General features: G+C 63.7%; 21 protein-coding genes. 14 read left to right on the top strand and 7 right to left on the bottom strand.

Going from position 1 to position 22,283, the window contains the following annotated elements:
• Positions 1 to 91: 91 nt before the first annotated feature.
• The 4 genes from QA637_RS08830 (at position 92) to QA637_RS08815 (ending at position 3,675) form a co-directional block, all read left to right on the top strand.
• Positions 92 to 502, top strand: coding sequence for a DUF1636 family protein (locus QA637_RS08830; RefSeq protein WP_153437516.1), 411 nt, complete (start codon positions 92 to 94; stop codon positions 500 to 502).
• Between the two features lie 19 nt (positions 503 to 521).
• Complete coding sequence (locus QA637_RS08825) at positions 522 to 1,421, top strand: ABC transporter ATP-binding protein (protein ID WP_283064767.1); 900 nt, start codon at positions 522 to 524, stop codon at positions 1,419 to 1,421.
• Positions 1,418 to 2,368 (top strand): ABC transporter substrate-binding protein, encoded by a 951-nt coding sequence (locus QA637_RS08820; protein WP_153437517.1) that lies wholly within the window; start codon positions 1,418 to 1,420, stop codon positions 2,366 to 2,368. The genes QA637_RS08825 and QA637_RS08820 overlap by 4 nt, the downstream gene beginning before the upstream one ends.
• A gap of 302 nt (positions 2,369 to 2,670) precedes the next feature.
• Positions 2,671 to 3,675, top strand: a complete 1,005-nt coding sequence (locus tag QA637_RS08815) for a FecCD family ABC transporter permease (protein ID WP_283064764.1) — start codon at positions 2,671 to 2,673, stop codon at positions 3,673 to 3,675.
• A gap of 30 nt (positions 3,676 to 3,705) precedes the next feature.
• On the opposite strand, the gene QA637_RS08810 is transcribed toward QA637_RS08815, so the two are convergent.
• Positions 3,706 to 4,263 carry an RBBP9/YdeN family alpha/beta hydrolase gene (locus QA637_RS08810; RefSeq protein ID WP_283064762.1) on the bottom strand — a complete coding sequence of 186 codons (558 nt, stop codon included), beginning with the start codon at positions 4,261 to 4,263 and terminating at the stop codon, positions 3,706 to 3,708.
• A gap of 112 nt (positions 4,264 to 4,375) precedes the next feature.
• Here QA637_RS08810 and QA637_RS08805 point away from each other — a divergent pair, with 112 nt between their 5' ends.
• The 4 genes from QA637_RS08805 to QA637_RS08790 all read left to right on the top strand — a co-directional run bounded on the left by QA637_RS08805 (position 4,376) and on the right by QA637_RS08790 (position 6,818).
• Positions 4,376 to 4,840, top strand: a complete 465-nt coding sequence (locus tag QA637_RS08805) for an Lrp/AsnC family transcriptional regulator (RefSeq protein ID WP_153437520.1) — start codon at positions 4,376 to 4,378, stop codon at positions 4,838 to 4,840.
• Between the two features lie 201 nt (positions 4,841 to 5,041).
• The gene (locus tag QA637_RS08800; protein ID WP_153437521.1) at positions 5,042 to 5,602 is read left to right on the top strand and encodes a DUF924 family protein; all 561 of its coding nucleotides are present in this window, start codon (positions 5,042 to 5,044) and stop codon (positions 5,600 to 5,602) included.
• A gap of 35 nt (positions 5,603 to 5,637) precedes the next feature.
• Complete coding sequence (locus tag QA637_RS08795) at positions 5,638 to 6,105, top strand: GFA family protein (protein ID WP_184108830.1); 468 nt, start codon at positions 5,638 to 5,640, stop codon at positions 6,103 to 6,105.
• Positions 6,106 to 6,347: 242 nt separating this feature from the next.
• A complete protein-coding gene (locus QA637_RS08790; RefSeq protein WP_153437522.1) occupies positions 6,348 to 6,818 on the top strand; it encodes a histidine kinase in 471 nt (156 codons plus the stop codon).
• Positions 6,819 to 6,875: 57 nt separating this feature from the next.
• Here QA637_RS08790 and ppk2 (QA637_RS08785) read toward each other — a convergent pair whose 3' ends face one another.
• From ppk2 (QA637_RS08785) to QA637_RS08770, 4 genes are all read right to left on the bottom strand, one after another.
• On the bottom strand, positions 6,876 to 7,748 hold the full coding sequence (gene ppk2 / locus QA637_RS08785; protein WP_153437523.1) for a polyphosphate kinase 2: 873 nt from the start codon (positions 7,746 to 7,748) through the stop codon (positions 6,876 to 6,878).
• A gap of 68 nt (positions 7,749 to 7,816) precedes the next feature.
• Positions 7,817 to 9,517, bottom strand: coding sequence for a SulP family inorganic anion transporter (locus QA637_RS08780; RefSeq protein WP_283064758.1), 1,701 nt, complete (start codon positions 9,515 to 9,517; stop codon positions 7,817 to 7,819).
• Between the two features lie 16 nt (positions 9,518 to 9,533).
• The gene (locus tag QA637_RS08775; protein ID WP_153437525.1) at positions 9,534 to 10,763 is read right to left on the bottom strand and encodes an HlyD family secretion protein; all 1,230 of its coding nucleotides are present in this window, start codon (positions 10,761 to 10,763) and stop codon (positions 9,534 to 9,536) included.
• Positions 10,764 to 10,766: 3 nt separating this feature from the next.
• Entirely contained in the window at positions 10,767 to 11,288 is a 522-nt protein-coding gene (locus tag QA637_RS08770; protein ID WP_153437526.1) for a hypothetical protein, read from the bottom strand.
• A 507-nt stretch (positions 11,289 to 11,795) separates the two neighbouring features.
• On the opposite strand from QA637_RS08770, the gene QA637_RS08765 reads away from it, so the two are divergent.
• Both QA637_RS08765 and QA637_RS08760 read left to right on the top strand, forming a co-directional pair.
• The gene (locus QA637_RS08765) at positions 11,796 to 14,354 is read left to right on the top strand and encodes a mechanosensitive ion channel family protein (protein WP_234886797.1); all 2,559 of its coding nucleotides are present in this window, start codon (positions 11,796 to 11,798) and stop codon (positions 14,352 to 14,354) included.
• A gap of 413 nt (positions 14,355 to 14,767) precedes the next feature.
• Positions 14,768 to 15,214, top strand: coding sequence for a DUF4168 domain-containing protein (locus QA637_RS08760; RefSeq protein ID WP_153437580.1), 447 nt, complete (start codon positions 14,768 to 14,770; stop codon positions 15,212 to 15,214).
• 210 nt (positions 15,215 to 15,424) lie between these two features.
• Here QA637_RS08760 and ppk2 (QA637_RS08755) read toward each other — a convergent pair whose 3' ends face one another.
• Entirely contained in the window at positions 15,425 to 16,342 is a 918-nt protein-coding gene (ppk2, locus tag QA637_RS08755) for a polyphosphate kinase 2 (protein WP_283064755.1), read from the bottom strand.
• Positions 16,343 to 16,571: 229 nt separating this feature from the next.
• On the opposite strand from ppk2 (QA637_RS08755), the gene QA637_RS08750 reads away from it, so the two are divergent.
• Complete coding sequence (locus QA637_RS08750) at positions 16,572 to 17,198, top strand: hypothetical protein (RefSeq protein WP_153437530.1); 627 nt, start codon at positions 16,572 to 16,574, stop codon at positions 17,196 to 17,198.
• A 69-nt stretch (positions 17,199 to 17,267) separates the two neighbouring features.
• Here QA637_RS08750 and QA637_RS08745 read toward each other — a convergent pair whose 3' ends face one another.
• Positions 17,268 to 18,176, bottom strand: a complete 909-nt coding sequence (locus QA637_RS08745) for a helix-turn-helix transcriptional regulator (protein WP_283064753.1) — start codon at positions 18,174 to 18,176, stop codon at positions 17,268 to 17,270.
• A gap of 313 nt (positions 18,177 to 18,489) precedes the next feature.
• Between QA637_RS08745 and QA637_RS08740 the strand changes: the two genes are divergently transcribed.
• The 3 genes from QA637_RS08740 to QA637_RS08730 are packed head-to-tail and all read left to right on the top strand — an operon-like array spanning position 18,490 to position 22,258.
• The gene (locus QA637_RS08740; RefSeq protein ID WP_283064932.1) at positions 18,490 to 19,053 is read left to right on the top strand and encodes a (2Fe-2S)-binding protein; all 564 of its coding nucleotides are present in this window, start codon (positions 18,490 to 18,492) and stop codon (positions 19,051 to 19,053) included.
• A gap of 2 nt (positions 19,054 to 19,055) precedes the next feature.
• Positions 19,056 to 20,033, top strand: coding sequence for an FAD binding domain-containing protein (locus tag QA637_RS08735; RefSeq protein WP_153437533.1), 978 nt, complete (start codon positions 19,056 to 19,058; stop codon positions 20,031 to 20,033).
• Positions 20,030 to 22,258 carry a xanthine dehydrogenase family protein molybdopterin-binding subunit gene (locus QA637_RS08730; protein ID WP_283064750.1) on the top strand — a complete coding sequence of 743 codons (2,229 nt, stop codon included), beginning with the start codon at positions 20,030 to 20,032 and terminating at the stop codon, positions 22,256 to 22,258. Before QA637_RS08735 ends, QA637_RS08730 begins: the two co-directional genes overlap by 4 nt.
• Positions 22,259 to 22,283: the final 25 nt, after the last annotated feature.

Raw genomic sequence — 22,283 nt, 5'->3', positions numbered from 1 at the left:
CGATGGAAAAGAACTGGCTTCTGCTTGGCGGGCAACCGTCTCCTTGCATCTTCGCCATTTTCTCTCCGGCCCAGCCCGGCGGAGACAAGCCATGGCGAATTCAGACTTCCGACAGCACAAGATAACTCTCTGCACCGATTGCCGCTTCCCCGGGGGCCCATGCCGTCCCGGCACCGAGCTGCTCGCTCAGTTGAACCACAGCGTTTCCGCGCTTGGCCGGCCGCTCGACCGGGATTTTTCGATCGCCGGCACAGTTGCGATGGCGGCCTGCACGCGGCCTTGCACCATCGCCTTCCAGGCGACCGCCAGGGCGACCTATCTCTTCGGCGACATCTCGCCGGAGGAAGACATCGACGATCTTGTCAGCTTCGCCGCCGCCTATGCCGAAGGCCAGGCGTTTGACCCCTTTCCGCGTCCCGCCTTGAGCCTGACGGGCAAGGGCCTTGCGCGCATTCCGGCGGCAGTCCTCGTTTCCGAGGAGACGGCGGGGTGGCTGCAGTGAGTGCGGGGAGGGCATTTTCATGAGCGATGAATTCAGTAGTTTGCAGCGAAAAGCGGGCGAAGAATCGCTTCATGCTTTTCTTCAGACCGGCGCGGGCGCCAGCCTCAGCGTCGAAAAACTGGAGTGGGGGCCGCGCCCCGGCCTTCGGCTTGTCCGCGATATCGGCTTTTCGATCGCGCCTGGCAGCCGACTCGCGATTATCGGCCCGAACGGCGCCGGCAAGACCTCGCTCTTGCGCTGCCTCTACCGCGCGGTTGAACCGACTGCCGGCCGTATCGGGATCGACGGCGTGAACCTCTGGGCGATGAGTGCGCGCGAGGCGGCAAGAACGATTGCCGTTGTCTTGCAGGAAATGCCGGGCGATTTCCCTTTCAGCGTCCGTGACGTCGTGATGATGGGGCGGATCCCGCGCCGGGAGGGGATCAGCGGCTGGAGCGATCGCGACCGTGAGCGGGTGGCGCAAGCGCTCGAGCATCTCGACCTTACCCATCTCGCGCCCCGCCAATTCGCCACGCTTTCGGGCGGCGAGAAGCAGCGGGTGCTCATTGCCCGGGCGCTTGCCCAGGAACCGAAGATCATCATCCTCGACGAGCCGACCAACCACCTCGACATCCGCCATCAGCTCGAAATTCTCGACCTGTTGCAGACGCTGAAGCTGACAATCGTTACGACGCTGCACGACATCAATCTCGCGGCCGAATTCGCGACCGATGTCGCGATCCTGACAGAGGGGCGGCTTGCCGCCTTCGGCCCGCCGGAGACCGTATTGAAGCCCGCGGCGCTTTCGGCCGCCTTCGGCGTCCATGCCACCGCGCATGGCGATGCCGCGGGCCATGTTTCCCGCTTTTCCTTCGCGCTCTCGCAGCCCGACGCAATGCCCGTCGCGCGATCTTCCCGTTCCACAGGAGCCATCCGATGAACAAACTTCTTTTCGCCGCCGGCGTGCTTGTCCTCGCCGCCGTGCCTGCGCTCGCTCATCCCGTCACCGTCAAGAGCTGCAACCGCGAGGTCGCTTTCGACGCGGCGCCGCAGCGTGCGGTCTCCAACGACGTCAATCTCACGGAGATGATGCTGGCCTTGAAGCTGCAGGATCGCATGGTCGGTTACACCGGCGTTTCCGGCTGGAAGACGCTGGACGAGCGTCTGCGCGAGGGTATCAGGGAGCTGCCGGAGCTTGCGGAAAAATATCCGACGAAGGAGGTGCTGCTGAACGCCGACGCCGATTTTTACTTCGCCGGCTGGAACTACGGCATGAAGGTTGGCGGCGACGTGACACCGGAGACGCTCGCGCCCTTTGGCATCAAGGTCTACGAACTCACAGAAAGCTGCGTCCACATCATGGCGAAGGGCAAGCCGACGATGGAGGACATGTTTGTCGACCTCCTGAACCTCGGCCGCATCTTCGGCGTCGAGGACAGGGCGGAAGCGCTGGTTGCCGGCTATCGCGGCGAGCTCGCCGAGATCACGGCCAGGATCAAGGGCGCCGAGCGGCGGCCGGCGCGTGTCTTCGTCTACGATTCCGGCGAGGAAAAGCCCTTCACCTCCGGGCGTTACGGCATCCCGACCGCGATGATCGAGGCAGCCGGCGGCGTCAACATCATGGACGACGTCGAGAAGAGCTGGACGGAGATCTCCTGGGAGCCGGTGATCGACCGCAATCCGGAAGTGGTTGTCATCGTCAACTACGGCGAGGTGACCGCGGAGCAGAAGATCGCCTTCATGAAAAACAATCGGGCCTTCAAGAACGTGGACGCGGTGAAAAACGACCGCTTCGTCGTGCTCGACTATGTCGAGGCGACGCCGGGCCCTCGCAATATCGAGGCGATCCGTCGGCTGGCGGAGAGTTTTCATGCCGAGGCGATGTGAGGGGCCGTGGCGTGTGCAAAAACCAGCCTCAATCGCTGGACGGTTCTCGGCGGCGCGATCTCACTCAGCCAGGGCCCCAGCTTGGCTCATTTCTGCGCTCGTCACAGGAACCTAGCAGCGCCGCGTCGGTGGCGCGGGGAAGATCCTGGCAGCTCATTGAGCGCGCACCGTTATTTACGGAGAGCGACAGACGATGCAATCGCATGAAGAAGGGCTGGCAACCCTATGATTCTCAACGATGATGCCGCATCTGGCTGCATCATCCTCTCCACTCCGAGATACCCGTAAAAGCTCCAACCGACGTGAAAACCGCACTCTTCATCCTCGCGGCGCTGCTTCTGCTCTGCCTGACCGTCACCGCCGGCGTTTCGCTTGGTTCGGCGCCGATCCCGGTCGAGACCGTCTGGTCGATTATTGCTTCCAAGATCGTGCCGGGCAGCGTCGAGGTGCTATGGTCGACCGGCCGCGAAAGCATCGTCTGGGATGTGCGTCTGCCGCGGGTGGCGCTCGCCGGGCTCGTTGGCGCCGGGCTTGCCGTCACCGGCGCAGTACTGCAATCGGTGACGCGTAATCCGCTTGCCGACCCGCATCTGCTCGGAGTTTCGGCCGGCGGGGCGCTCGGCGCGATCGTCGCGCTGCTCCACACCGGCCTTATCCTCGGCCTCGCGACGGTCCCATTGTTCGCCTTCGGCGGCGCGCTCGGCGCCACGGCACTGGTGGCGCTCGTCACCCGCGTACTCGGCACCGGTGCCGATCGCCTCGTGCTTTCCGGGGTCGCGGTCGCCTTCACGCTCACGGCGGCCGGCAATCTCCTGATTTTTCTCGGCGATCCGCGTGCCGTTCACACCGTCATCTTTTGGATGCTCGGCGGTCTCGGCCTCGCGCAGTGGCCGCATCTCGTCTATCCGGCGCTGGCGCTCGCCGTCTGCCTTGGCTGGCTCACCATCCGGGCGCGCGAGATCAACGCGCTTGCCATGGGCGACGAGACGGCGATGACGCTCGGCATTCCGGTGCGCCGCTTCCGCCTGATGCTTTTCGTCGTCACCGCGCTGCTTACCGGCGTCATGGTGGCATTCTCCGGCGCGATCGGCTTCGTCGGGCTGATGATCCCCCATTTCGTCCGCCTCTTCGCCGGCAGCGACAATGTCCGCGTCGTCCCGCTGTCGGCCTTTGCCAGCGCACTTACCCTGATCATTGCCGACCTCGTTTCCCGCGTCGTCATGGCGCCCGAGGACATGCCGATCGGCGTCGTCACCGGCCTTGCCGGCGGCCTCGCTTTCATCGCCATCCTCAAGCGGCAGGGGTAAGGTGCGTTGTCAGCGTAGGAGGTTGGTTTCTCACATCTTCGGCGGCGCCATCTTCGCGGATTCCGTGGCAAACGACGTCAGCAGGCCAAAGCCCTCCGTCCAGTTACCCAGCCCGCTTTCACCATTGATGTGGCCGCATGCGCCGATTTCGGCGAGGCGACTTTGCCATTGGCGGGCGCGGAGGCGGGCGTAGTCGAGGCTGCCGTAGGGGTCGTCGGCGCTGGCGACGATGAGGGAGGGGAAACGAAGCGCTTCCGTCGGCGGGTTCGCGAAGCTCTTCGCCTCGTTGGGGAAGGCGGCTCCTTGCGGATCGGGGACCGCCACGAGGAATGCGCCGGTGACCGGCAGCGCGGAAACCTGCTGCCAGTGCGCGACGAGGAGGCAGGCGAGGCTGTGCGCCACGAGGATCGGCGGCTTAGGCGCCGCGGCGACCGAGCGCTCCAGCGCGGAAATCCAGTCTGTTAGATCAGGCTTTTCCCAGTTCGTTGGCTGGAAGCGCTCCATTCGCGGATCTTCTTTCTCCCAGAGCGTCTGCCAGTGGGCCTCGCCGGAGCCGCCGATCCCCGGCAGGATGATGATGCTCGTCATGATTTCTCCTATGGTTGTGCAGAGCGAGGATGACGGCTTTCCTTTTCGGCGGGAATGCAGAACTATCGGAAAACAGCTCCGATTTCCGATGAATTGAAGGCCGGTTATCACTTTGGAAAATCATCGCATCCTCGATCCAACCGACATCGCCATCCTCGAAACGCTGCAGGAGGACGGGCGCATCGCGATCTCGGAACTCGGGCGCCGGGTGGGTCTCTCCCAGCCGGCAACGTCCGAGCGCGTCAGGCGGCTGGAAGAGCGCGGCTTCATTCTCGGCTACGGCGCCCGCGTCGATGCCGTTGCGCTCGGACTGGGCATGATGGCGGTCATCCGGCTGCGCACGACGCATGAAAACATCCGGCCCTGTCTCAAGCAGTTTGCCGAGATGCCGCACATCGTGGAAGTGCTGCGGCTCACCGGGGAGGATTGTTTTCTGCTGAAGGTGCTCGTTCCGTCGCCTGGAGAACTGGAAACGATTGTCGACTCGATCGCGAGATTCGGGGCGGTGACGACCTCGCTGGTGCTGCGCGCGGAGCCGCCGAAACCCATCGGGCGACCGCTGCTCCAGCGGCGCTGAGCCGAGAGTGCGCAGGTCGGGCCATAGGAACGCTCCAGCCGTGCGTCACGGCTAGAATGACATGATGGAGGAGTCGTTGGGCAATGAAGCCACTGTGCCTCCGGCAATTCTTCGCCTTCGATCGGAACGACCGTTGCCGACCGACTGTGGAAACAGCATGATCAACTCCTATCTGATGCCGGAGTTCACGAGAGGCGCTGAATGACTGACGAGATCGCGATCTGCACGCCGGAAGAGGTCCTGAAATTTTGGTTCACGGAGCTTTCCTACGACGAATGGTTCACGCCGAGTGTTGAGCTCGACCGGCAATGCGCGCAGCGCTTCCAGGCCTCGCATCTGGCGCTTTCGCGAAAGCTCGACGACGTCTGGCGGGCAACGCCAGAGCACTGGCTTGCGGTCATCCTTCTCTTCGACCAGTTGCCGCGCAACATGTATCGCGGCTCGCCGCTCGCCTTTGCCACCGATTGTCTGGCGTTGCGCGAGGCGAACCTCGCCATCGGCGCGAGCGCCGATCTGGCGGTGCCGAAGGAGTGGCGCGCCTTCTTCTACATGCCCTTCGAGCATTCGGAAAACCTGACCGACCAGACGATGGCGGTAAAACTCTTCACCGAGCTCGGCGACGCCGACTATCTGGATTATGCCATCCGGCACCGCCAGGTGATCGAGCAATTCGGCCGCTTTCCGCATCGCAACGCCATTCTCGGCCGGGTTTCGACACCGGCCGAGGAAGCCTACCTGGCGCAGCCGGGCGCGGGGTTTTAAGCGCCTGCTGCCGAACGACATCAACGGAGGAAACCGTGAACGAGAACAGCTTGTCTTGGGAAGGGGGATGCCGCTGCGGCGGGGTGCGGTTCAAGGTCAGCGCTCCGCCGCTACTCACCATGGCCTGCCACTGCACCGGTTGCCAGCGGATGACCGCCAGCGCCTTCTCGCTGAGCGTCGCCATCCCAAGCGAAGGGTTTGCCGTGACGAAGGGCGAGCCGGTGATCGGGGGTGTGCACGGCGCGACCCGGCACTACTTCTGCCCGCACTGCATGAGCTGGATGTTCACGCGGCCGGAGGGCATGGACTGGTTCGTCAACGTCCGCGCGACGATGCTCGACGATCCGAGCTGGTTTTCGCCGTTCATCGAGACCTGGACGAGCGAGAAGCTGCCCTGGGCAACGACACCCGCCGTCCATAGCTACGAGACGCTGCCGCCGTTGGAGGCCTATGAGGGGCTGTTGGAGGAATACCGAAAGCAGGCTGGCGTTCCGCCCGCGTGAACGATACAGGAACCCCGGGGAGCAGGGCGCTTCCTGGCAGAGGCAAGATGCGCTTGAATTCCTAGGGGTATGGTGCAAAATTCCTTCTGCGCGTCCGCTCGTGATTTTGCGGCGACGGCACTCCGTTTTTTCTTATCCGCAGTAGCCCCGTTTAGCGGTTTTGTCAGTGAGGCGTGGCTTAGTGCGCTTGAGTCCAGCATTTCTAGACTGTGTTCTCCATTTATACGAGGAGGGTCACCAACATGCCGGAAAACAAAGACGCCGTTTCAAGCGAAGCACCCATTAGCGCCGCACAGCTTCGCATGCAGATGCTGGAGCGGGAGATGGCGGAGATGGAAAAGGAGCGAAAGCTCCGGTCGCTGCAGGAACAGAAGCTTGCCGATTTCGCCGCAGATTTCCTCGAAAAACACGTCACGGAGCAGGAAATCGCGGTTGTTCGCCGGCTTGTCGCCAACGCGGTCAAGGACGGCAAATTCGAAGCCATGGTCTACAGCTTCCCGTCCTCGCTCTGCACCGACAGCGGGCGGGCGATCAACAGTGCCGACCGCGACTGGCCGCAAACCCTGCAGGGCAAGGCCAGGGAGTTCTACGAGCGCTATCAGACCTTCGGCAAGCCGCAGGGCTACAAGCTGAAGGCGATGATCATCAATTTTCCCGGCGGCATGCCGGGTGATGTCGGCTTCTTTCTGGACTGGTCGTCCGACAAGGCCTGAGGCGGCCGGTTCCCGCGCAGCGCCTGCAGCGGCGCGCGTCTGATCAGACGCCTCCGTTCAGAAAACATCCGGCACGGTCCGGCGGACATGCGTGTCGTCGACGTAGTCGTTCGGGCGCTTCTGCCGCTTGCCGAACTCGGGTTCCGGGAACTTCACCCGCTCGTAGGGGATCGAGGCCAGGATGTGCGAGATGCAGTTGATCCGCGCGCGCTTCTTGTCGTTGGAGGGCACGATCCACCACGGGGCAAAGTCGGTATCGGTCATGCGGATCATTTCGTCATAGGCGCGGGTATAGTCCCACCAGCGGCGATAGGATTCAACGTCCATCGGGCTTAATTTCCACTGGCGGGTCGGGTCGTCAACGCGCTGGCGGAAACGCCGTTCCTGTTCCTCTTCGCTGACATCGAGGAAATATTTGAGCAGCACGATGCCGCTCTCGATCATTGCCGCCTCGAACCGCGGTGCAAGTTCGAGGAAGCGCCGCGCCTTCTCCTCGGTGCAGAAGCCCATGACGCGCTCGACGCCCGGGCGGTTGTACCAGGAGCGGTCGAAGATCACGACCTCGCCAGCCGCCGGCAGGTGTTGGATATAGCGCTGCATGTAGATCTGGGTCTTCTCCCGGTCGGTCGGAGCGGGCAGGGCGACGACGCGGAAGACGCGCGGGCTGACGCACTCGGTGAGCCGCTTGATCACGCCGCCCTTGCCAGCCGCGTCACGGCCCTCGAACACGATGACGACGCGGGCTCCAGTCTTCTTCACCCAGGCCTGGAGATGGGCGAGTTCGACGTGAAGCCGGGCGAGCTCCTTGGCATAGTCGCCGCTCGATTTCGTCTCAGTCTCGTGCAACTCGGCGATTTTCCCGATCTTCTCCTTGTTTTTGTTCTTGTTCTTTTCCTTATCTTTTTTGCCGTTCTTGCCATTCTTGGCCATGCTGTCCTCCCATCTCCAATCGCTTGTTTCGTCCAGCAACTGCAATGTCGGCGCAGCGGAGTATGGCGCTACTGCGCGGCCGTTTCCGCAGCACTTTTCTCGAAGGCGTCCAGCGCGTCATCGAGATCCTCGAAGATCATGTTGGGGCCGATCTTCGCGATCACGCCGGCCCGTTCGAGGATCTCGCGCGCCTCGAAATGCAGCTCGGCGATCGCAAGCGCGATGCCGCGCCTCCGAAGGTCGTCGTGAACTTCATCGAGCATGGCTGCTGCCGAGCTGTCGATCTGGGCGATGGCGCTCGCGTCCATCACGAACCATTTGGTATCGGCAGGTAGCGCGTCGGTGACGGCGCGCAGGCGTTCTCGGACATAGTCGGTGTTGAAGAAAAGAAGGCTGCCCTGAACCATGAAAACGGTAAGGCCCGGCACCGGCCGCGCCGCCGGGTTGCGGTGGAGCTTGTAGAAACCGTCGTGGCCGACAAGCCGGCCAAGCAGGGCGTCGCGCGGAAACATGGTCTTGTGCAAGACATAGACGAGCGTCGCGGCGATGGCCGTAACCACGCCTTCCAGAACGCCGAAGCTGATAGGGCCGGACATCGCGATCAGCGCGAAGACGAACTCGATGCGGCTGATGCGCCAGATCTCCTTGAGCGCGGAAACATCGATCAGGCTGAGCGCGGTTGCCACCAGCACCGCGCCGAGTGTGGGGATCGGGAGGATGCGCAGCACATCGCCTAAAAACAGGAGAACCGTCATAAGCGCCGCGGCCGCCACGATGCTCGCGATCTGCGACCGGCCGCCGACGCTGAAGTTCACGGCCGTGCGCGAGTCCGAAGCCGTGACGGGGAAGGTCCCAAAGAGCCCAGCGGCGATGTTCGCCGCACCGAAGCCTTCGAGTTCGCGGTTGGGATCGACGAGATAGCCGCCCTTGGCCCCGAAGCTGCGAGCGCCGATGATGCCGGAGCCGAAGCTCACCAGAAAGATGGCCCCGGCGCCGAGCAGGAGCGCCTGCACGGGGAGGCCCGAAACCGGCGGCAGCGTCAGCGATGGCAGGCCGCGCGGGATATCACCGACCACCTTGATACCGTGCCCTTCGAAATCGAACAGGGCCGACAGCAAGACGGCGAGCGCGACAACCAGTACCGGCCCGGGGATGCGCGTTTGCATGATGCGCGCCGCCTGCAGGAGCGCGAAAGACACCGCGGCAAGCAGCAGCGATGGCCAATGGATCGATCCGACCTTGCCGACGAGTTCGAAGACGGGGGCGATCAGGCCGTCAGCCTCGATGTCGATCCCGGTGACCCGGTCGATCTGGCCGATCAGGATCGAGAGTGAAATGCCGGCGAAGAAGCCGATCAGGATCGGCCGCGACAGGAACGTCGCGAGCACGCCGAGTCGCACGGCGCGTGCGATCAGGCACAATGCGCCGACGGCGAGCGCCAGCAACGCGGCCACCGCGACTCGATCCGCAGTGACGCCGGGCACGGCATAGACCGTGGTGAGCACCGCGGCCAGCACCGTCATCGTTGCGGCGTCGGGCCCGACGATCAGGCGTCTCGAGGGGCCGAAGAGCGCATAGGCGACGAGGGGCGTGATGCTGGCGTAGAGACCGGTTTCCGGAGGCAGGCCGGCGATGGCCGGATAGGCGATGGCGCTCGGGAGGCCGACCGCGGCAATGGCGAGCCCGGCGGAAACGTCGTTGCGCAGCCAGCTCGCCTGGTAGCCGGCAAGGTTGGCAAGCAGTGGCAGACGAGGGAGGGTGAGTTGCATCCCCGTCACCTCCGGATCAATGGCCAGTCAGCACCAGCGTCTGGACGGGCAAGAGCAGCGCCTGTAGCCGGAGGATCGCCGCATGCACCAGTGCGACCGCGTCGATGACATGCAGGTAGAGCCAGCGCCCCGTGCTGATGCCGGGTTCATGAAGCGCGTCATGATTGCTGGTGTAAGCGTTGGCGATGCAGCTGCTGCCCGGCGGGATGCCGGTTAGCTGACCCTCGAAGAGCGGTTCCAGATAGGTCGTCAGCGTGCCGGGACGCGCCAGTTGCTGGACGTCGACGAGCTGGTCCGTCGGCCGGAACTGGCCGGCGGCGATGACGTCCTGGACCTCGGTGACCACCATCGGAATGATGGTGAAGGGTTTGCCGATGCAGGTCGCCTCGGCAATCATCCCCGTCTTCATCACCTGCGACTCGATCTGGCCGAAGCCGGCGATCAGGCCGATGCGCCGTTCCTCGGGCACGAGGATGCCGGCCGAGCGGATCATCGGATTGACGATGTCGCCGGCGCGAAGGCCGAATTGCTGCACGGTCCCGGCCACGCCGGCGCGCACGGTCGTCTTGTCCAATTCCACCTGTGCCTGGGCAAGTGCGGCCTCGGCACTTGCCTTCTGCGCCGGCAGCAGCGAGGCGATCTTCGTCTGGAGCGTCTGCTTGTTGGAGACGGCGGCGGCAAGAGCGCCCTTGCGGCCGTCGGCGGCGACCTGCAGCCGCTCGATTTCCCGCCTTGCGACGATGTTGGGGTTGCGCTGGTTCAATTCGACCTGCGTTTCAAGTTCGTTCAGCGCCTGGAGATAGGCGCCCTCGGCCTGGGCGATCAGCCCGTCGGCGGAGGCGAGCTCGCTCTGTGCCACGGTCGTCTCGGCTTCGATTTCCGCGACGCGCCGACGTGCGGTCTCAAGCGCCGCCCGCTGTTCTTTATCGTCGAGGCGGAAAAGCGGCGCGCCGGCCGCGACCTTCTCGTTGGTGCCGACGAAGACCTCGGCGACCCGCCCATTCGACTCTGGCAGGATGGTGACCGTGCGGAAGACGGCCGTGACGTTCGTGGTCGAGGGGTGGAAGTAGAAGATCATCGTGATCAGCGACACGGTGAGGATCACGCAGGCGGTGATGCCGTAACGCAGCTCGAACCACATAGAATAGAGATTGATCTCTCGGCCGATGCGCTTGCCCTGGACGTAGCGGCGGAAGAGAAAGTCGGGAAAGATCGTGAGCATCGAGCAGATCAGGAATTCCAGCATGGCTCACCTCCTGCGCTCGATCTTGTCATCGTCCTCAGCCTGCGCGACTTCGAGCGGTACCCATTGCTGGGGGGCCGCCCTTGGCGAGTCAGGTGGGGGCGCCTCCGGTGAGGGCACGTTCGGCGGAGGCTCCAATGTCGTTTCTCCGCTCGGCTGCGGGGCGAATTCGCCCGGCCCCTGGTCCCGGCGGGCTATCCTGGCGAGCGAGCGGGCCATCGACCTGATCGGGGAGGTAAAGTCCGGAAACTCGACCATCGCAAGCAGCAGCGCGGCGATCCAGAACAGATGGTTGTGGGTGAAAAGCGCAATCAAGCACAGCACGCCGATGATCTGCAACTGGCCCTTGCTAGCGCCGTGTGCCATGTGCTCGGGAAGCGCGTGCAGGCGCAGATACAGGATGCCGACCAGGAAGACCATGAGCAGCACGAAGACGACCATCACATTGAACAGGACGTCCGTCTGTCCTGGCGCGGTGATGAAGACAGGCAGATGATCCACTGCCGCCGGATGCAACGTTTCTGTCATTTCATTTCCCCCGAAACACAGAAGACGCCAACGCCTCATCATACGCATTAGAGTTGGATTTCATAGCATTATTGCGAATGGATTCCGCGGCCCCCAAAAAGGAGCGGAAGTGCATCCCTGATGCTTTACGCTACGGGAGGACGAGGATGGCGACGCCTGCATTGATGCCGTGGCGACCTTACAGGGTGTGCAGTAGCGGACGGTTCGCGCGCGCCCTTTGCAGGCGCGCGGCTTGATTCAAAAAAACACTTAGATCCTCCCGGGAACGCATCTTTTTGCCGTGTTGCGCATGCACAGCGGATCTTCCCCGGGCTTTCCGCGATCTGATCGAGAGCGGGAACAGCCACGGGCCGGGCGCGTTATCGGTTTTTCGATTGATTCAATCCGAAATCATCGTGATCTAGTGCTCGACGTGATTCCGTGTCGTCATTCCGGGCTTCGAAGGGTATCGAATTGCATTTCGTTGGAAAGTTGACCGCTGTTACGCTTGTTGTCCTGACCGGAGCTATGCCGCTTGCCGGCAGCGGACCCGCGAGCGCCCAGCAGGCGCCCCCGGCGGCGCAGCCGGCCCAGCAAGCCCCTCAAGCCGCGCAGCCGGCCCCGCCGGCACAGCAACCACGGCCGGCCCAGCCTAGCCAGGCACCGCAGCCGGCCCCGCCGCCGCAGGCCGCCGTCGAGTCGCCGGTGCTGGATCAGGCGACCCAGCAGCTTGCCAAGGCGGAAGGCGATCTCAGGCGGCTCTCCGGGCGTGTCGAGAGCGCCAAGGACGACGATGCGCTGCTCGCCGAACTCAAGGTGCAGGTAGATGAGCTTTCGCAGCAGATCATCGCTGCGTCGGTTGCGACCCGCCCGCGGCTCGATGAAATCAAGGCGAGGCTTACCGAACTTGGCGATCCGCCTGGCGCGGGGGCACCGCCGGAGCAGCCGCTCGTCACCGAGGAGAGGCAGCGCCTGCTCGCCGAGCGTGGGGCGATAAATGCGTTCACCGGAACGGCGGAGAACCTGTCGGTCGAGGCGAAGAAGCTCGCCAACGGCATCACGGCGACAAGACGGGCGCTCTTCTCCAAGACGCTGCTGAAGCACACGGAAATCTCGGCAGCGACACTTGCCGAGGCGGTGACGACGACGATCGGCGAGACCCAGGCTTTGTCGCGCAGCGTCGGCAGTTGGCTGACATTTGCCTGGAATTATAAGCGCGTGCCGCTTCTCATCGCGATTTTCCTCTCGCTTTGTGCGGCGCTGATCTTTCTCGCCGGTAGCCGCCGCCTCTTCGCCCCCTTCCTCCGGCACGATGGGGACGAGGAGGAGCCGAACTATTTCAGGAAGCTTTCGGTCGCCTTCTGGTCCACGGTGATCCCGACAGTGTCGGCAACCGCCTTCGCAATGTCGAGCTACTTTTTCCTCAATAGCTTCAATGTATTGCGGCCGGATATTGCGCCGATACTGGCGATCACGCTGGCGGTCGTCGTCGTGCTGCTCTTCATCACCAGCCTGGCGCAGGCGGTGCTGTCTCCGCGGCAATCGAATTGGCGTCTCGTGCGCGTTTCGGATCGCGGCGCCCGGATGCTGTTCATTTCGATCTGCGCCATGGCGGTGGTCAACGTCCTCGATTACCTTGCGGGAAGCATCAGCGAGTCCCTCGGTTCGCCAGTAATCCTGACCGTCGCCAAGAGTTTCGTGGCCTCGATCATCATCGGCCTCATCCTGATGTCGATGGCCTGGATCCGGCCGATGTTGCGGCCCGATGAGCCCTTCGATGCGCCGGGGCGGTCCTGGCCGCGCTTCGTCTGGATTTCGCTTCTCCTTATGGGGGCGCTGCTTGTCGCCATCGCGCTTGGCGGCTACGTCGGCCTTGCCCGCTTCATCGCCACGCAGATCATCGTCACCGGCGCAATCCTGGTGACCATGTATATCGGCATTCTTACCGGCAGGTCGGTCTCCAAGCAGGGCGCCTTCGCGGAAACCAGGGCAGGGCGCTATCTCGAACGGCGCTTCCAGCTGGAGCAGGTAGGGCTCGACCAGATCGGGCTTGTGGCCGGCCTCGGCATCTATGCGCTGGTGCTGTTGTTCTTCGTCCCGCTGATCCTCATGCAGTGGGGCTTCAAGATCGCCGATATAGAGTCCTGGACCTATCGCGTGCTGACCGAGATCAGGATCGGCACGATTACCATCTCGCTCGTCGGCCTGTTTGCCGGCCTCCTGTTCTTCGCGCTCGGCTTTGTCGTCACGCGCTGGGTGCAGCGCTGGATCGATGGTAATGTCATGGCACGCAGCCGCGTCGACGCGGGCGTGCGCAATTCGATCCGCACCGGCATAGGCTATGTCGGCGTCGGCCTTGCCGGACTCATCGGCCTCTCGGCTGCTGGTATCGATCTATCGAGCCTCGCGCTCGTTGCCGGTGCTCTCTCCCTCGGCGTCGGCTTCGGTTTGCAGAACATCGTGTCGAACTTCGTCTCGGGGCTGATCCTGCTCGTCGAGCGGCCGTTCAAGGTGGGTGACTGGATCGTCAGCGGCACGACTGAAGGCTTCGTCCGCCGCATCTCCGTTCGCGCGACCGAGATCGAGACCTTCCAGCACCAGTCGATCATGATGCCGAATTCGCTGCTTATCAACGCCTCGGTCGGCAACTGGACGCACCGCAACAAGCTCGGCCGTTCCGAGATCACCGTCACCGTGACCTATGGCAGCGATCCGCGCCGGGTGATCGAGCTCCTGCAGGAGATCGCCGCAGCCCATTCGATGGTCCTGAAGAACCCGGCGCCGTCAGTCGGCTTCACCGCCTTCGGGGACGAGCGCATGACATTCGAGCTGCGCATCTATGTTGCCGACGTACTGACGGCGGGCAACGTGCGCAACGATATCCGCGTCACGATCTACGAACGCTTCCGCGACGAGGGCATCGGCGCACCATTCCCGCTGAAGATCGAGGATACCACGCCGGAGGAGGAGGCACCGGCCGAGGCCGAACCTTCGGTCGCGACAGAGCCCGGGCCTGCCGCTCAACCGGAAGAGGTGCCGGAAGCCGCGCCGCGCAGCATCGCGAAGCGCGGAGGCCGCAGAGGCTGAGGCCGGCAGTTTTTCCGAGGCAGCTACCGCGCGCCTGCACCGAGAACAACGTAGTTTTCGGCGTTCGAAAGATGGCTGAGGAGGCGGTCTGACCGGCGGCCCGCGATGCGGGCTTTCGGTCTCGCGCCATCTCCTCCTCGCTCCGATGACCACAAAGCTGCCGCTCAATTGTCAGCAAATCGCCCCGGTACTGCCCCATCGAGCACTTTTAGGCGGTCCATCGTGACCAGCTCGTCATCGCGTGGACGCGAGGAACGAGCGAGCTGCATGGGTCCTCAATCATATCCAGCTTGAGGGCCAAGAGCCATGCAGCGATTCAAAGTGCTGCAGCGACCTTTCTGCGTCGAACGACGCGCGGCGCTGTCAGGTGGTTTTGCCGCCGATCAAGTCATGCACGTTACAGAGGAATGAACATGATCACTCGTTATAAAGCCGTTGCAATGTTGACCGCCGCGGTCTTCGGCATGATGACTTATAGCCCGGCGTTCGCGTTGGAAATGGCTCAAGCGCAACAGACGCAGCCGACGCCAGGGCAGCCCGACAGCGGCGGCGCGGCCGTAAGCGATCAGAAGATCGAGGCATTTGCCGTGGCCTATCTGCAAGTCGATAAGGTCCGGCAGGAATATTCGGCCAAGATCGAGGCGACACCGGATCAGGCCGCCAAGGAGAAGCTCAAGAACGAAGCCAGCCAGCAGATGGTCCAGGCTGTTGAAGCTTCTCAGGGTATCTCGGTCGAGGAATACACATCCATTCTGACGGCCGCGCAGAACGACCCGGCTTTGGCCAAGAAGGTTCAGGAGAAGATCCAGAGCTCGGCACCGGCACAGGCTCCCGCGCAGCAGGCTCCCGCCCAGCAATAGCTGATGAGCCTCCTACCGCATGTTTCCTTCAGTCGCAGTCGATTTAAGGACAAAAACATGCAGCAATTCACAGTGCCGCAGCGTCCTTTGCGCTTCTGAGGACGCGCGGCTCGGGTGCGACAACGCGCTTCAAAAAGAGTGCCCGCCAAAGCGCGGGCACACTTGCATTCCTTAGATCGCAGTTTGCGAGCCTGATGAGACCAAGCGTCCTCAGTATTTTGACGGAACGTAGAGCTCCGGCGGAAGGACCTTGCGCTCGTAATCTGGATTGAATACCCGCTCGGGCAGGGTGATGTCCTCGTGCGGCACGTCCCCGTAGGGGATCTGGTGAAGCAGGTGGTCGATGCAGTTGAGCCGGGCGCGCTTCTTGTCGTTGCCCTCGACGATGTACCACGGCGCTTCCGGGATGTTGGTGCGGGCGAACGTTTCTTCTTTGGCCTTGGTGTAGGCCTCCCAACGCACCCGCGACTGCAGGTCCATGGGTGACAGCTTCCACTGCTTCAGCGGGTCGTGGATACGTACCAGGAACCGCATCTGTTGTTCCTCGTCGGTGATCGAGAACCAGTATTTGACCAGCCGGATGCCGGAGCGCACGAGCATGCGCTCGAACTCCGGCACGTCATTGAAGAACTGCTCCACCTGATCTTCGGTGGCGAAACCCATGACGCGTTCGACCCCGGAGCGATTGTACCAGGACCGGTCGAAGAGCACGATCTCGCCGCCGGCCGGCAGATGCGGCACGTAACGCTGGAAATACCATTGCGTCTTTTCGCGGTCGGATGGGGCCGGCAGCGCCACGACCCTGACCACGCGCGGATTGAGGCGCTGAGTGATGCGCTTGATCACGCCGCCCTTGCCGGCGGAGTCGCGCCCCTCGAAGATCACGACGACCTTCTCCTTGTGATAGGCGACCCAGTCCTGCAGCTTGATCAATTCCGCCTGCAGCTTGAGCAGCGTGCGGAAGTATTCGAGGCGCGGTATCGAGGCTGGATGTGCCTTGCGGTAGATCTTGCGGATCTCTTCGGAAAGGGCCGGCTCGGAAAGTTCGAGCTCATAATCCTCATCGATCGTATCGGCCAGTTCGGCTTCCAGCCAGTCCGGGCCTTCGGGGTCCTTCGACTTATCCATGTCATCTCTCCGGTGTTCTCACCCTCAACCGCTGTATCCTCGCGACTGTTCCACAACCGCATGAAAGTTATTTGAACCGCCGGCCGCCGCTCGCGCCGGGGCGGTTCGCCCGCCACGTCATGTGCAGTGATCCTTTCGCGAATCCTATCACAAGGTTTTGATTTTACTCCAATCTTTGCCGCCATAGGCTTCTTGTCGCGGGGTTGAAGCCTGCATTAGGGAGGAGACTATGAAACGCGCAGTTGTACTTGTCGCGGTCAGTTTGGCCTGTTCGGTCGTGGCCGCCCATGCCCAGGACACCAGCATGAGCTTCTTCGTCACCAGCGCCAATCCCGGCAAGGGCGGCGATCTTGGTGGTCTTGCGGGGGCCGACGCCTATTGCGCGCAACTTGCGACCGCCGGCGGCTCAACCGGCAAGACCTGGAAAGCCTACCTTTCCACCGACACGGAAAACGCCAAGGATCGGATCGGCAGCGGCCCATGGTACAACGCCAAAGGCGAGAAGATCGCCGACGACGTCGCGTCGCTCCACAGCGACAAGAACAACCTGACGAAGCAGACGGCACTCAACGAGAAGGGTGAGGTCATCAACGGCCGCGGCGATACGCCGAACCGTCACGACATTCTGACTGGCTCAAACCCGGACGGCACGGCTGCGGCAGAGACCTGCGGCAACTGGACGATGGGCGGAGCGGAGGGTGCGGCAGTGGTCGGCCACAGCGACCGCACCGGCCTCGATGAGTCCGCCGCGGCCAAGTCCTGGAATTCGTCGCACAAGACGCGCGGCGGCTGCACTGTCGATGCTTTCAAGACCACCGGCGGCGACGGCCTGTTCTACTGCTTCGCCGCAAACTGAGCGGGTGCATCTCATGCTTACCGCCGGTGTCGGGAGCGGCAGGCCGGCGGCGGCAGTCCCGTTCGATAGCTACCATCGCCGGCTTCGCCGCCACTCCCCTGGGCCTGTCTCAACCATTTTGGTGAAGACCCGGGTGAAGTGGCTCTGGTCGGCAAAGCCGCAGCTGTTGGCGATCTCGCTGATCGAGAGGTTGGAGTTCAAGAGCAGATCCTGGGCGCGTTCGATGCGGCGAGCAAGCAGCCACCGATGCGGCGGGACACCGGTCGTTTCCTTGAAGGCGCGGGCAAAATGGCTGCGCGAGAGTCCGCATTCATGGGCGAGTTCCTCCAGCGCGATGTCGCCGTCGAGACGCTCCATTAAGATCTCCTTGGAGCGCCGCTCCTGCCAGGGGGCGAGGCCGCCGCGCTTTGGCCTGTGCACGGCCGGCATATCACCATAGCGGGTCCCGAGATGGGCGAGCAGGGCCATGCCGATGTGATCAAGGAACAGCGGATTGGCTCGTTCGGGGTTTTCCAACGCAGGCAGGAGGCTGCCGGCGAGACTTCGGACGATGACGTCGTCGTTGGGCACGCCCGGCGCTATCCCGATTGCGGCCATACGCGAAGCACCCCGTTCCCCCGCTATCCTGTCGAGAGCCTGGCGCGATATGTAGATCGCCAGGCAGTCGATAGGGTCGCCAAGTACGGAGGAATGCTCGCAGCTTAGGTCCAGAAGCGTGAACTGCCCACGTCTGATCGGGGCAATCGCGACCGGTCGACCCTCCACCCAGTAGGGGTGGGGCTCGAGATCGAGCAGTTGCAGGCAGACGAGATAGCCATCGTCCCGTTCGATCCGGCCCAGACGCCCGCTTTCCCTCTTGTCCCAGCTGACGCGGGTAGCAGCGAAGTCGGTCCTTTGAAGCCGCTGAACAAGAATGGTCGGCGGCGCCTCGACCCCGACAGCGTCGCCCAACCGCTCGCCATATGCACCGCCGGCCATTCGCGAACTCCCATCAAGAGGAATTTCCGGTCGAGGTTCGATGTTGTTTTGTTCTTGAGATGCCCCGCAAGAACATAGCACTTTCGTACAAAACGCAGCAATACAGGCGCTGGCGCGCTCGGCGCGCCTGCATAAGCTTGGCGCCGGCACTCCCGTAAATCGATTAATCGCCTGAAAGAGCGAACACGCCGTTCCCCAGCAAGGAGTCTGCGTTACCATGTCCGAACTTGAGAAACCCGAAAGCGGAGAAGCGCTATTATCGGGCGGAGCAGAGACCGTCGATTACGCATTTTCCCGACGCGACGTTCTACAAATGGCAGCAGGAGCCGCGACACTGGCGGCCATTCCACCCGGCACGGCGCAGGCCGCGTCATCGACCACCGCCACCGCAAATCAGGAGGGCACCAGCGTGACGCCAGCGCGCATCAGACTGACCGTCAACGGGAACTCGCGCGAACTGGAGCTCGATCCGCGCCAGTCGCTTCTCGACGTTCTTCGCGAAACGCTTGACCTCACCGGCACGAAGAAAGGCTGCAACCAGGGCGCCTGCGGTGCCTGCACCATCCTCGTGGACGGCAAGCGGATCAATTCCTGTCTGACGCTCGCCATCATGCATGACGGTGCCGAGATCACGACGATCGAAGGGCTGGCGAAAGGCGGTGAGCTCCATCCGCTGCAGGCTGCCTTCATCGAGCACGACGGACTCCAGTGCGGTTTCTGCACCTCCGGGCAGATCATGTCCGGCGTCGGCTGCATCGCCGAGGGGCATGCCCATTCGCCGGAGGAGATCCGGTTCTGGATGAGCGGCAATATCTGTCGGTGCGGGGCCTATCCGGGCATCGTCGCCGCCGTCGCCGATGCCGCCGGGAGGATCTGACAATGCTGCCATTCAGCTATGAAAAGGCCCGCAGCGAAGAGGAGGCGATCGCCGCCGCGGCCGCTGGCGCACGCTATCTCGCCGGCGGGACTACGCTCATCGATCTCATGCGCGAGGAGGTGGAGCGTCCCGAACGGCTGGTCGACATCAATGCGCTTCCGCTCGGAGGTATTCGCGTCGAAGGCTCCGATCTCGTCATCGGCGCGCTTGCCCGGATGACGGAGGTTGCCGCCCATCCCGATACACTGCGTCTGCAGCCGCTTGTCGCCGAGTCCCTGATCGAAGGCGCATCCCCGCAGTTGCGCAACGTCGCCTCGATCGGCGGAAACCTGCTGCAGCGCGTGCGCTGTCCCTATTTCCGCATGCTCGACGCCCCATGCAACAAACGCGAGCCGGGCTCGGGCTGCTCGGCGATCGATGGGCTCAACGGCGGCCACGCGATACTCGGCGTCAGCGATCATTGCATCGCCACCCATCCGTCGGACGTTGCCGTCGCGCTGATTGCGCTCGACGCGACGATGCGCGTGCGCGGACCGGAAGGCGAGCGCACCTTTCCCGTCGAGGAGCTCTTCCGCCTGCCGGGCGATACGCCGCATCTCGAACACACGCTCAATCCCGGCGAACTGATCCTCGACGTGCGGGTGCCCGGTGGCCCCCACAGCCGCCGCGCACGCTACCTCAAGGTGCGTGACCGCGAGTCCTACGAGTTCGCCCTAGTCTCGGCAGCCGTCGCCATGGAAACGGAGCGCGGCGTGATCCGCTCGGTCCGGATCGCCTGCGGCGGAGTCGGAACCCGCCCATGGCGGATGCGCGCGTCGGAGGCGGCATTGATCGGCAAGGAGCCAGGCCGCTCGGCCTTCGAGGCGGCTGCGCGGCTGGCGGCGGACGGCGCACGGCCGGCTGCCGGCAATCACTACAAGGTGGAACTCCTGCAGCGGACGATCGTCCGCACGCTCGAAATGGTAGGAGAAATGGCATGACAACGAACGTCATCGGACAACCGCTCCCGCGCATAGACGGCCGCGCCAAGGTAACCGGCGGCGCCCGTTATGCGGCCGATTTCAACCAGAAGGGCCAGGCCTATGCGGTGATCGTCAGCGCGACGGCCGGTCTTGGCCGCATCACCGAGATCGGCGCGGACGCTGTCTCCGCCATGCCGGGCGTGATCGCGGTGATCAGCCACCTCAACGCGCCGCGGCTTGCCTACGGCGAGCACAAGGGGGTGATCGATCCTGCCATCGGTGAACGCCTGCATGTGCTGCAGGACGATCAGGTGCGCTTCTGGGGTCAGCCGGTGGCGATCGTCGTCGCCGATACCCTCGACCATGCCGAACGCGCCGCTGCCGCGCTCCATGTCGCTTACATCGCCGAGCGGCCGGTCGTCGATCCGACGGGTCTGCTCGCCAGCGCCGTTGTTCCGGAGGCGACGAAACGGGGTGGCCGGGCGGATGCCGACGCCGGGCGCGGCGACGCGGACGCTGCTCTCGCGAGCGCGGAGGTGAAGATCGATGAGAACTACGACATCGCCCGAGAAAACCACAATCCGATGGAGCCGCATGCCACCATCGCCGCTTGGGACGGCGATCGGCTGACGCTCTGGAGCAAGAGCCAGTATGTCGTCAACGAGCAGGCAGAGATCGCGGCCATTTTCGGCCTGCCGGTCGAGAACGTGCAGGTGATCTGTCCCTTCGTCGGCGGCGCCTTTGGCACGAGCCTTCGGACATGGTCGCATGTCACGCTCGCGGCGATCGCGGCGCGGCAGGCGGGCCGGCCGGTCAAGCTGGTGCTGACCCGCAAGCAGATGTTTTACACAACCGGCCACCGACCGCGCACGCTCCAGCGCATCGCGCTCGGGGCGACGAAAGACGGGAAGCTGACGAGCCTGATCCACGAGGGGTATGGAGAGACTAGCCGCTACGAGGAGTTCATCGAGGCGCTGACGTCGGTCTCGGGCTTCCTCTATTCCTGCCCCAATGTGCGGACCCGCTACCGCCTCGTAAAGCTCGACACGGGCACGCCGACCTATATGCGCGGCCCGGGCGAGGCAAGCGGCGTCTTTGCGCTCGAATGCGCCGTGGACGAGCTTTCCTACAAGCTCGGCCTAGACCCGATCGAACTGCGCAGGCTGAACGAACCTGAAATCGACGAGGCAGCCGATAAGCCGTTCTCGAGCCGGTCGCTGTTGAAGTGCTACGATGCCGGTGCCGAGCGCTTCGGCTGGTCGAAACGCGATCCGAAACCCCGCTCCATGCGCGATGGGCGGCTGCTGATCGGCATGGGTGTCGCGTCTGCGAGCTACCCGGCGTTTCATGCTCCCTCGAGTGCGCTCGCGCGCCTGCTTCCCGACGGTACCGCCGAAATCGAGGTGGCCGCGAGCGACATGGGTCCGGGAACATACACATCGATGACGCAGGTCGCCGCCGAGACGCTCGGCCTGCCGATCGAGAGCGTCCGTTTCAGCCTTGGCCGCTCGGACTTTCCACCGGCACCCTCCCATGGCGGCTCCTGGACTATGGCGTCCGTCGGCTCGGCCATCCGCGCCGCCTGCATCGCCGTGCAGGAGGAGGCCGCAAGGCGCGCCATTGCCGACCAGCGCTCGCCGGTCTTCGGCGCGTCAGCCGATGGGGTCATCTGGGAGGAGGGGCGCCTGCGCCGCCGCGGCGACACAGCGCCAGGCCAGGGATATGGCGACATCGCGGCGAGCGCCGGCGGATCGATCGAGGCGAACGCGTCCGCCAGCCGGGATCCGGACATCGCGGACCGCTATTCCATGCATGCCTTCGGTGCTGTCTTTGCCGAGGTGGCGGTCGATCCAGATGTCGGCACCATCCGAGTGCGCCGCGCGCTCGGTACCTATGGGGCTGGTCGCATCGTCAATCCACGTCTTGCAGCGAGCCAGTGCACCGGCGGCATGGTCGGCGGCATCGGCATGGCGCTGATGGAGCGGACAGCGCTCGATCAGCGCGACGGCCGCCCGGTCAATGCGCACATGGCGGATTATCTCGTGCCCGTGAACCTCGATATCGCGAATATCGAAGCGCATTTCGTCGACGAGGTGGATCCGCATGTCAACGCGCTCGGCGTCAAAGGGCTCGGCGAAATCGCGCTCGTCGGCATGGCGCCCGCCATCGCCAATGCGGTCTTCCATGCGACCGGCAAACGGGTGCGCACGCTGCCGATCCGGATTGAGGATATGCTCGCCTGATGACAGAGGACGCGTTCGGCAGGTG

Origin of the sequence: Sinorhizobium terangae, from assembly GCF_029714365.1 — a bacterium.
GTDB lineage: Bacteria > Pseudomonadota > Alphaproteobacteria > Rhizobiales > Rhizobiaceae > Sinorhizobium > Sinorhizobium terangae.
Note: the sequence above shows the minus strand (reverse complement) of the source record. Positions and strands in the feature narration are given on the sequence as shown.

Excerpts from the sequence above, each read along its gene's own strand:
- QA637_RS08740 (WP_283064932.1), top strand. The coding sequence starts at position 18,490 with ATGGCAGCAGGAGCCGCGACACTGGCGGCCATTCCACCCGGCACGGCG.
- QA637_RS08745 (WP_283064753.1), bottom strand. The coding sequence starts at position 18,176 with ATGGCCGGCGGTGCATATGGCGAGCGGTTGGGCGACGCTGTCGGGGTC.
- QA637_RS08775 (WP_153437525.1), bottom strand. The coding sequence starts at position 10,763 with ATGCTGGAATTCCTGATCTGCTCGATGCTCACGATCTTTCCCGACTTT.
- QA637_RS08750 (WP_153437530.1), top strand. The coding sequence starts at position 16,572 with ATGAAACGCGCAGTTGTACTTGTCGCGGTCAGTTTGGCCTGTTCGGTC.
- ppk2 (WP_153437523.1), bottom strand. The coding sequence starts at position 7,748 with ATGGCCAAGAATGGCAAGAACGGCAAAAAAGATAAGGAAAAGAACAAG.
- QA637_RS08820 (WP_153437517.1), top strand. The coding sequence starts at position 1,418 with ATGAACAAACTTCTTTTCGCCGCCGGCGTGCTTGTCCTCGCCGCCGTG.
- ppk2 (WP_283064755.1), bottom strand. The coding sequence starts at position 16,342 with ATGGATAAGTCGAAGGACCCCGAAGGCCCGGACTGGCTGGAAGCCGAA.
- QA637_RS08790 (WP_153437522.1), top strand. The coding sequence starts at position 6,348 with ATGCCGGAAAACAAAGACGCCGTTTCAAGCGAAGCACCCATTAGCGCC.
- QA637_RS08760 (WP_153437580.1), top strand. The coding sequence starts at position 14,768 with ATGATCACTCGTTATAAAGCCGTTGCAATGTTGACCGCCGCGGTCTTC.
- QA637_RS08780 (WP_283064758.1), bottom strand. The coding sequence starts at position 9,517 with ATGCAACTCACCCTCCCTCGTCTGCCACTGCTTGCCAACCTTGCCGGC.
- QA637_RS08810 (WP_283064762.1), bottom strand. The coding sequence starts at position 4,263 with ATGACGAGCATCATCATCCTGCCGGGGATCGGCGGCTCCGGCGAGGCC.
- QA637_RS08770 (WP_153437526.1), bottom strand. The coding sequence starts at position 11,288 with ATGACAGAAACGTTGCATCCGGCGGCAGTGGATCATCTGCCTGTCTTC.
- QA637_RS08730 (WP_283064750.1), top strand. The coding sequence starts at position 20,030 with ATGACAACGAACGTCATCGGACAACCGCTCCCGCGCATAGACGGCCGC.
- QA637_RS08735 (WP_153437533.1), top strand. The coding sequence starts at position 19,056 with ATGCTGCCATTCAGCTATGAAAAGGCCCGCAGCGAAGAGGAGGCGATC.
- QA637_RS08830 (WP_153437516.1), top strand. The coding sequence starts at position 92 with ATGGCGAATTCAGACTTCCGACAGCACAAGATAACTCTCTGCACCGAT.
- QA637_RS08800 (WP_153437521.1), top strand. The coding sequence starts at position 5,042 with ATGACTGACGAGATCGCGATCTGCACGCCGGAAGAGGTCCTGAAATTT.
- QA637_RS08825 (WP_283064767.1), top strand. The coding sequence starts at position 522 with ATGAGCGATGAATTCAGTAGTTTGCAGCGAAAAGCGGGCGAAGAATCG.
- QA637_RS08765 (WP_234886797.1), top strand. The coding sequence starts at position 11,796 with ATGCCGCTTGCCGGCAGCGGACCCGCGAGCGCCCAGCAGGCGCCCCCG.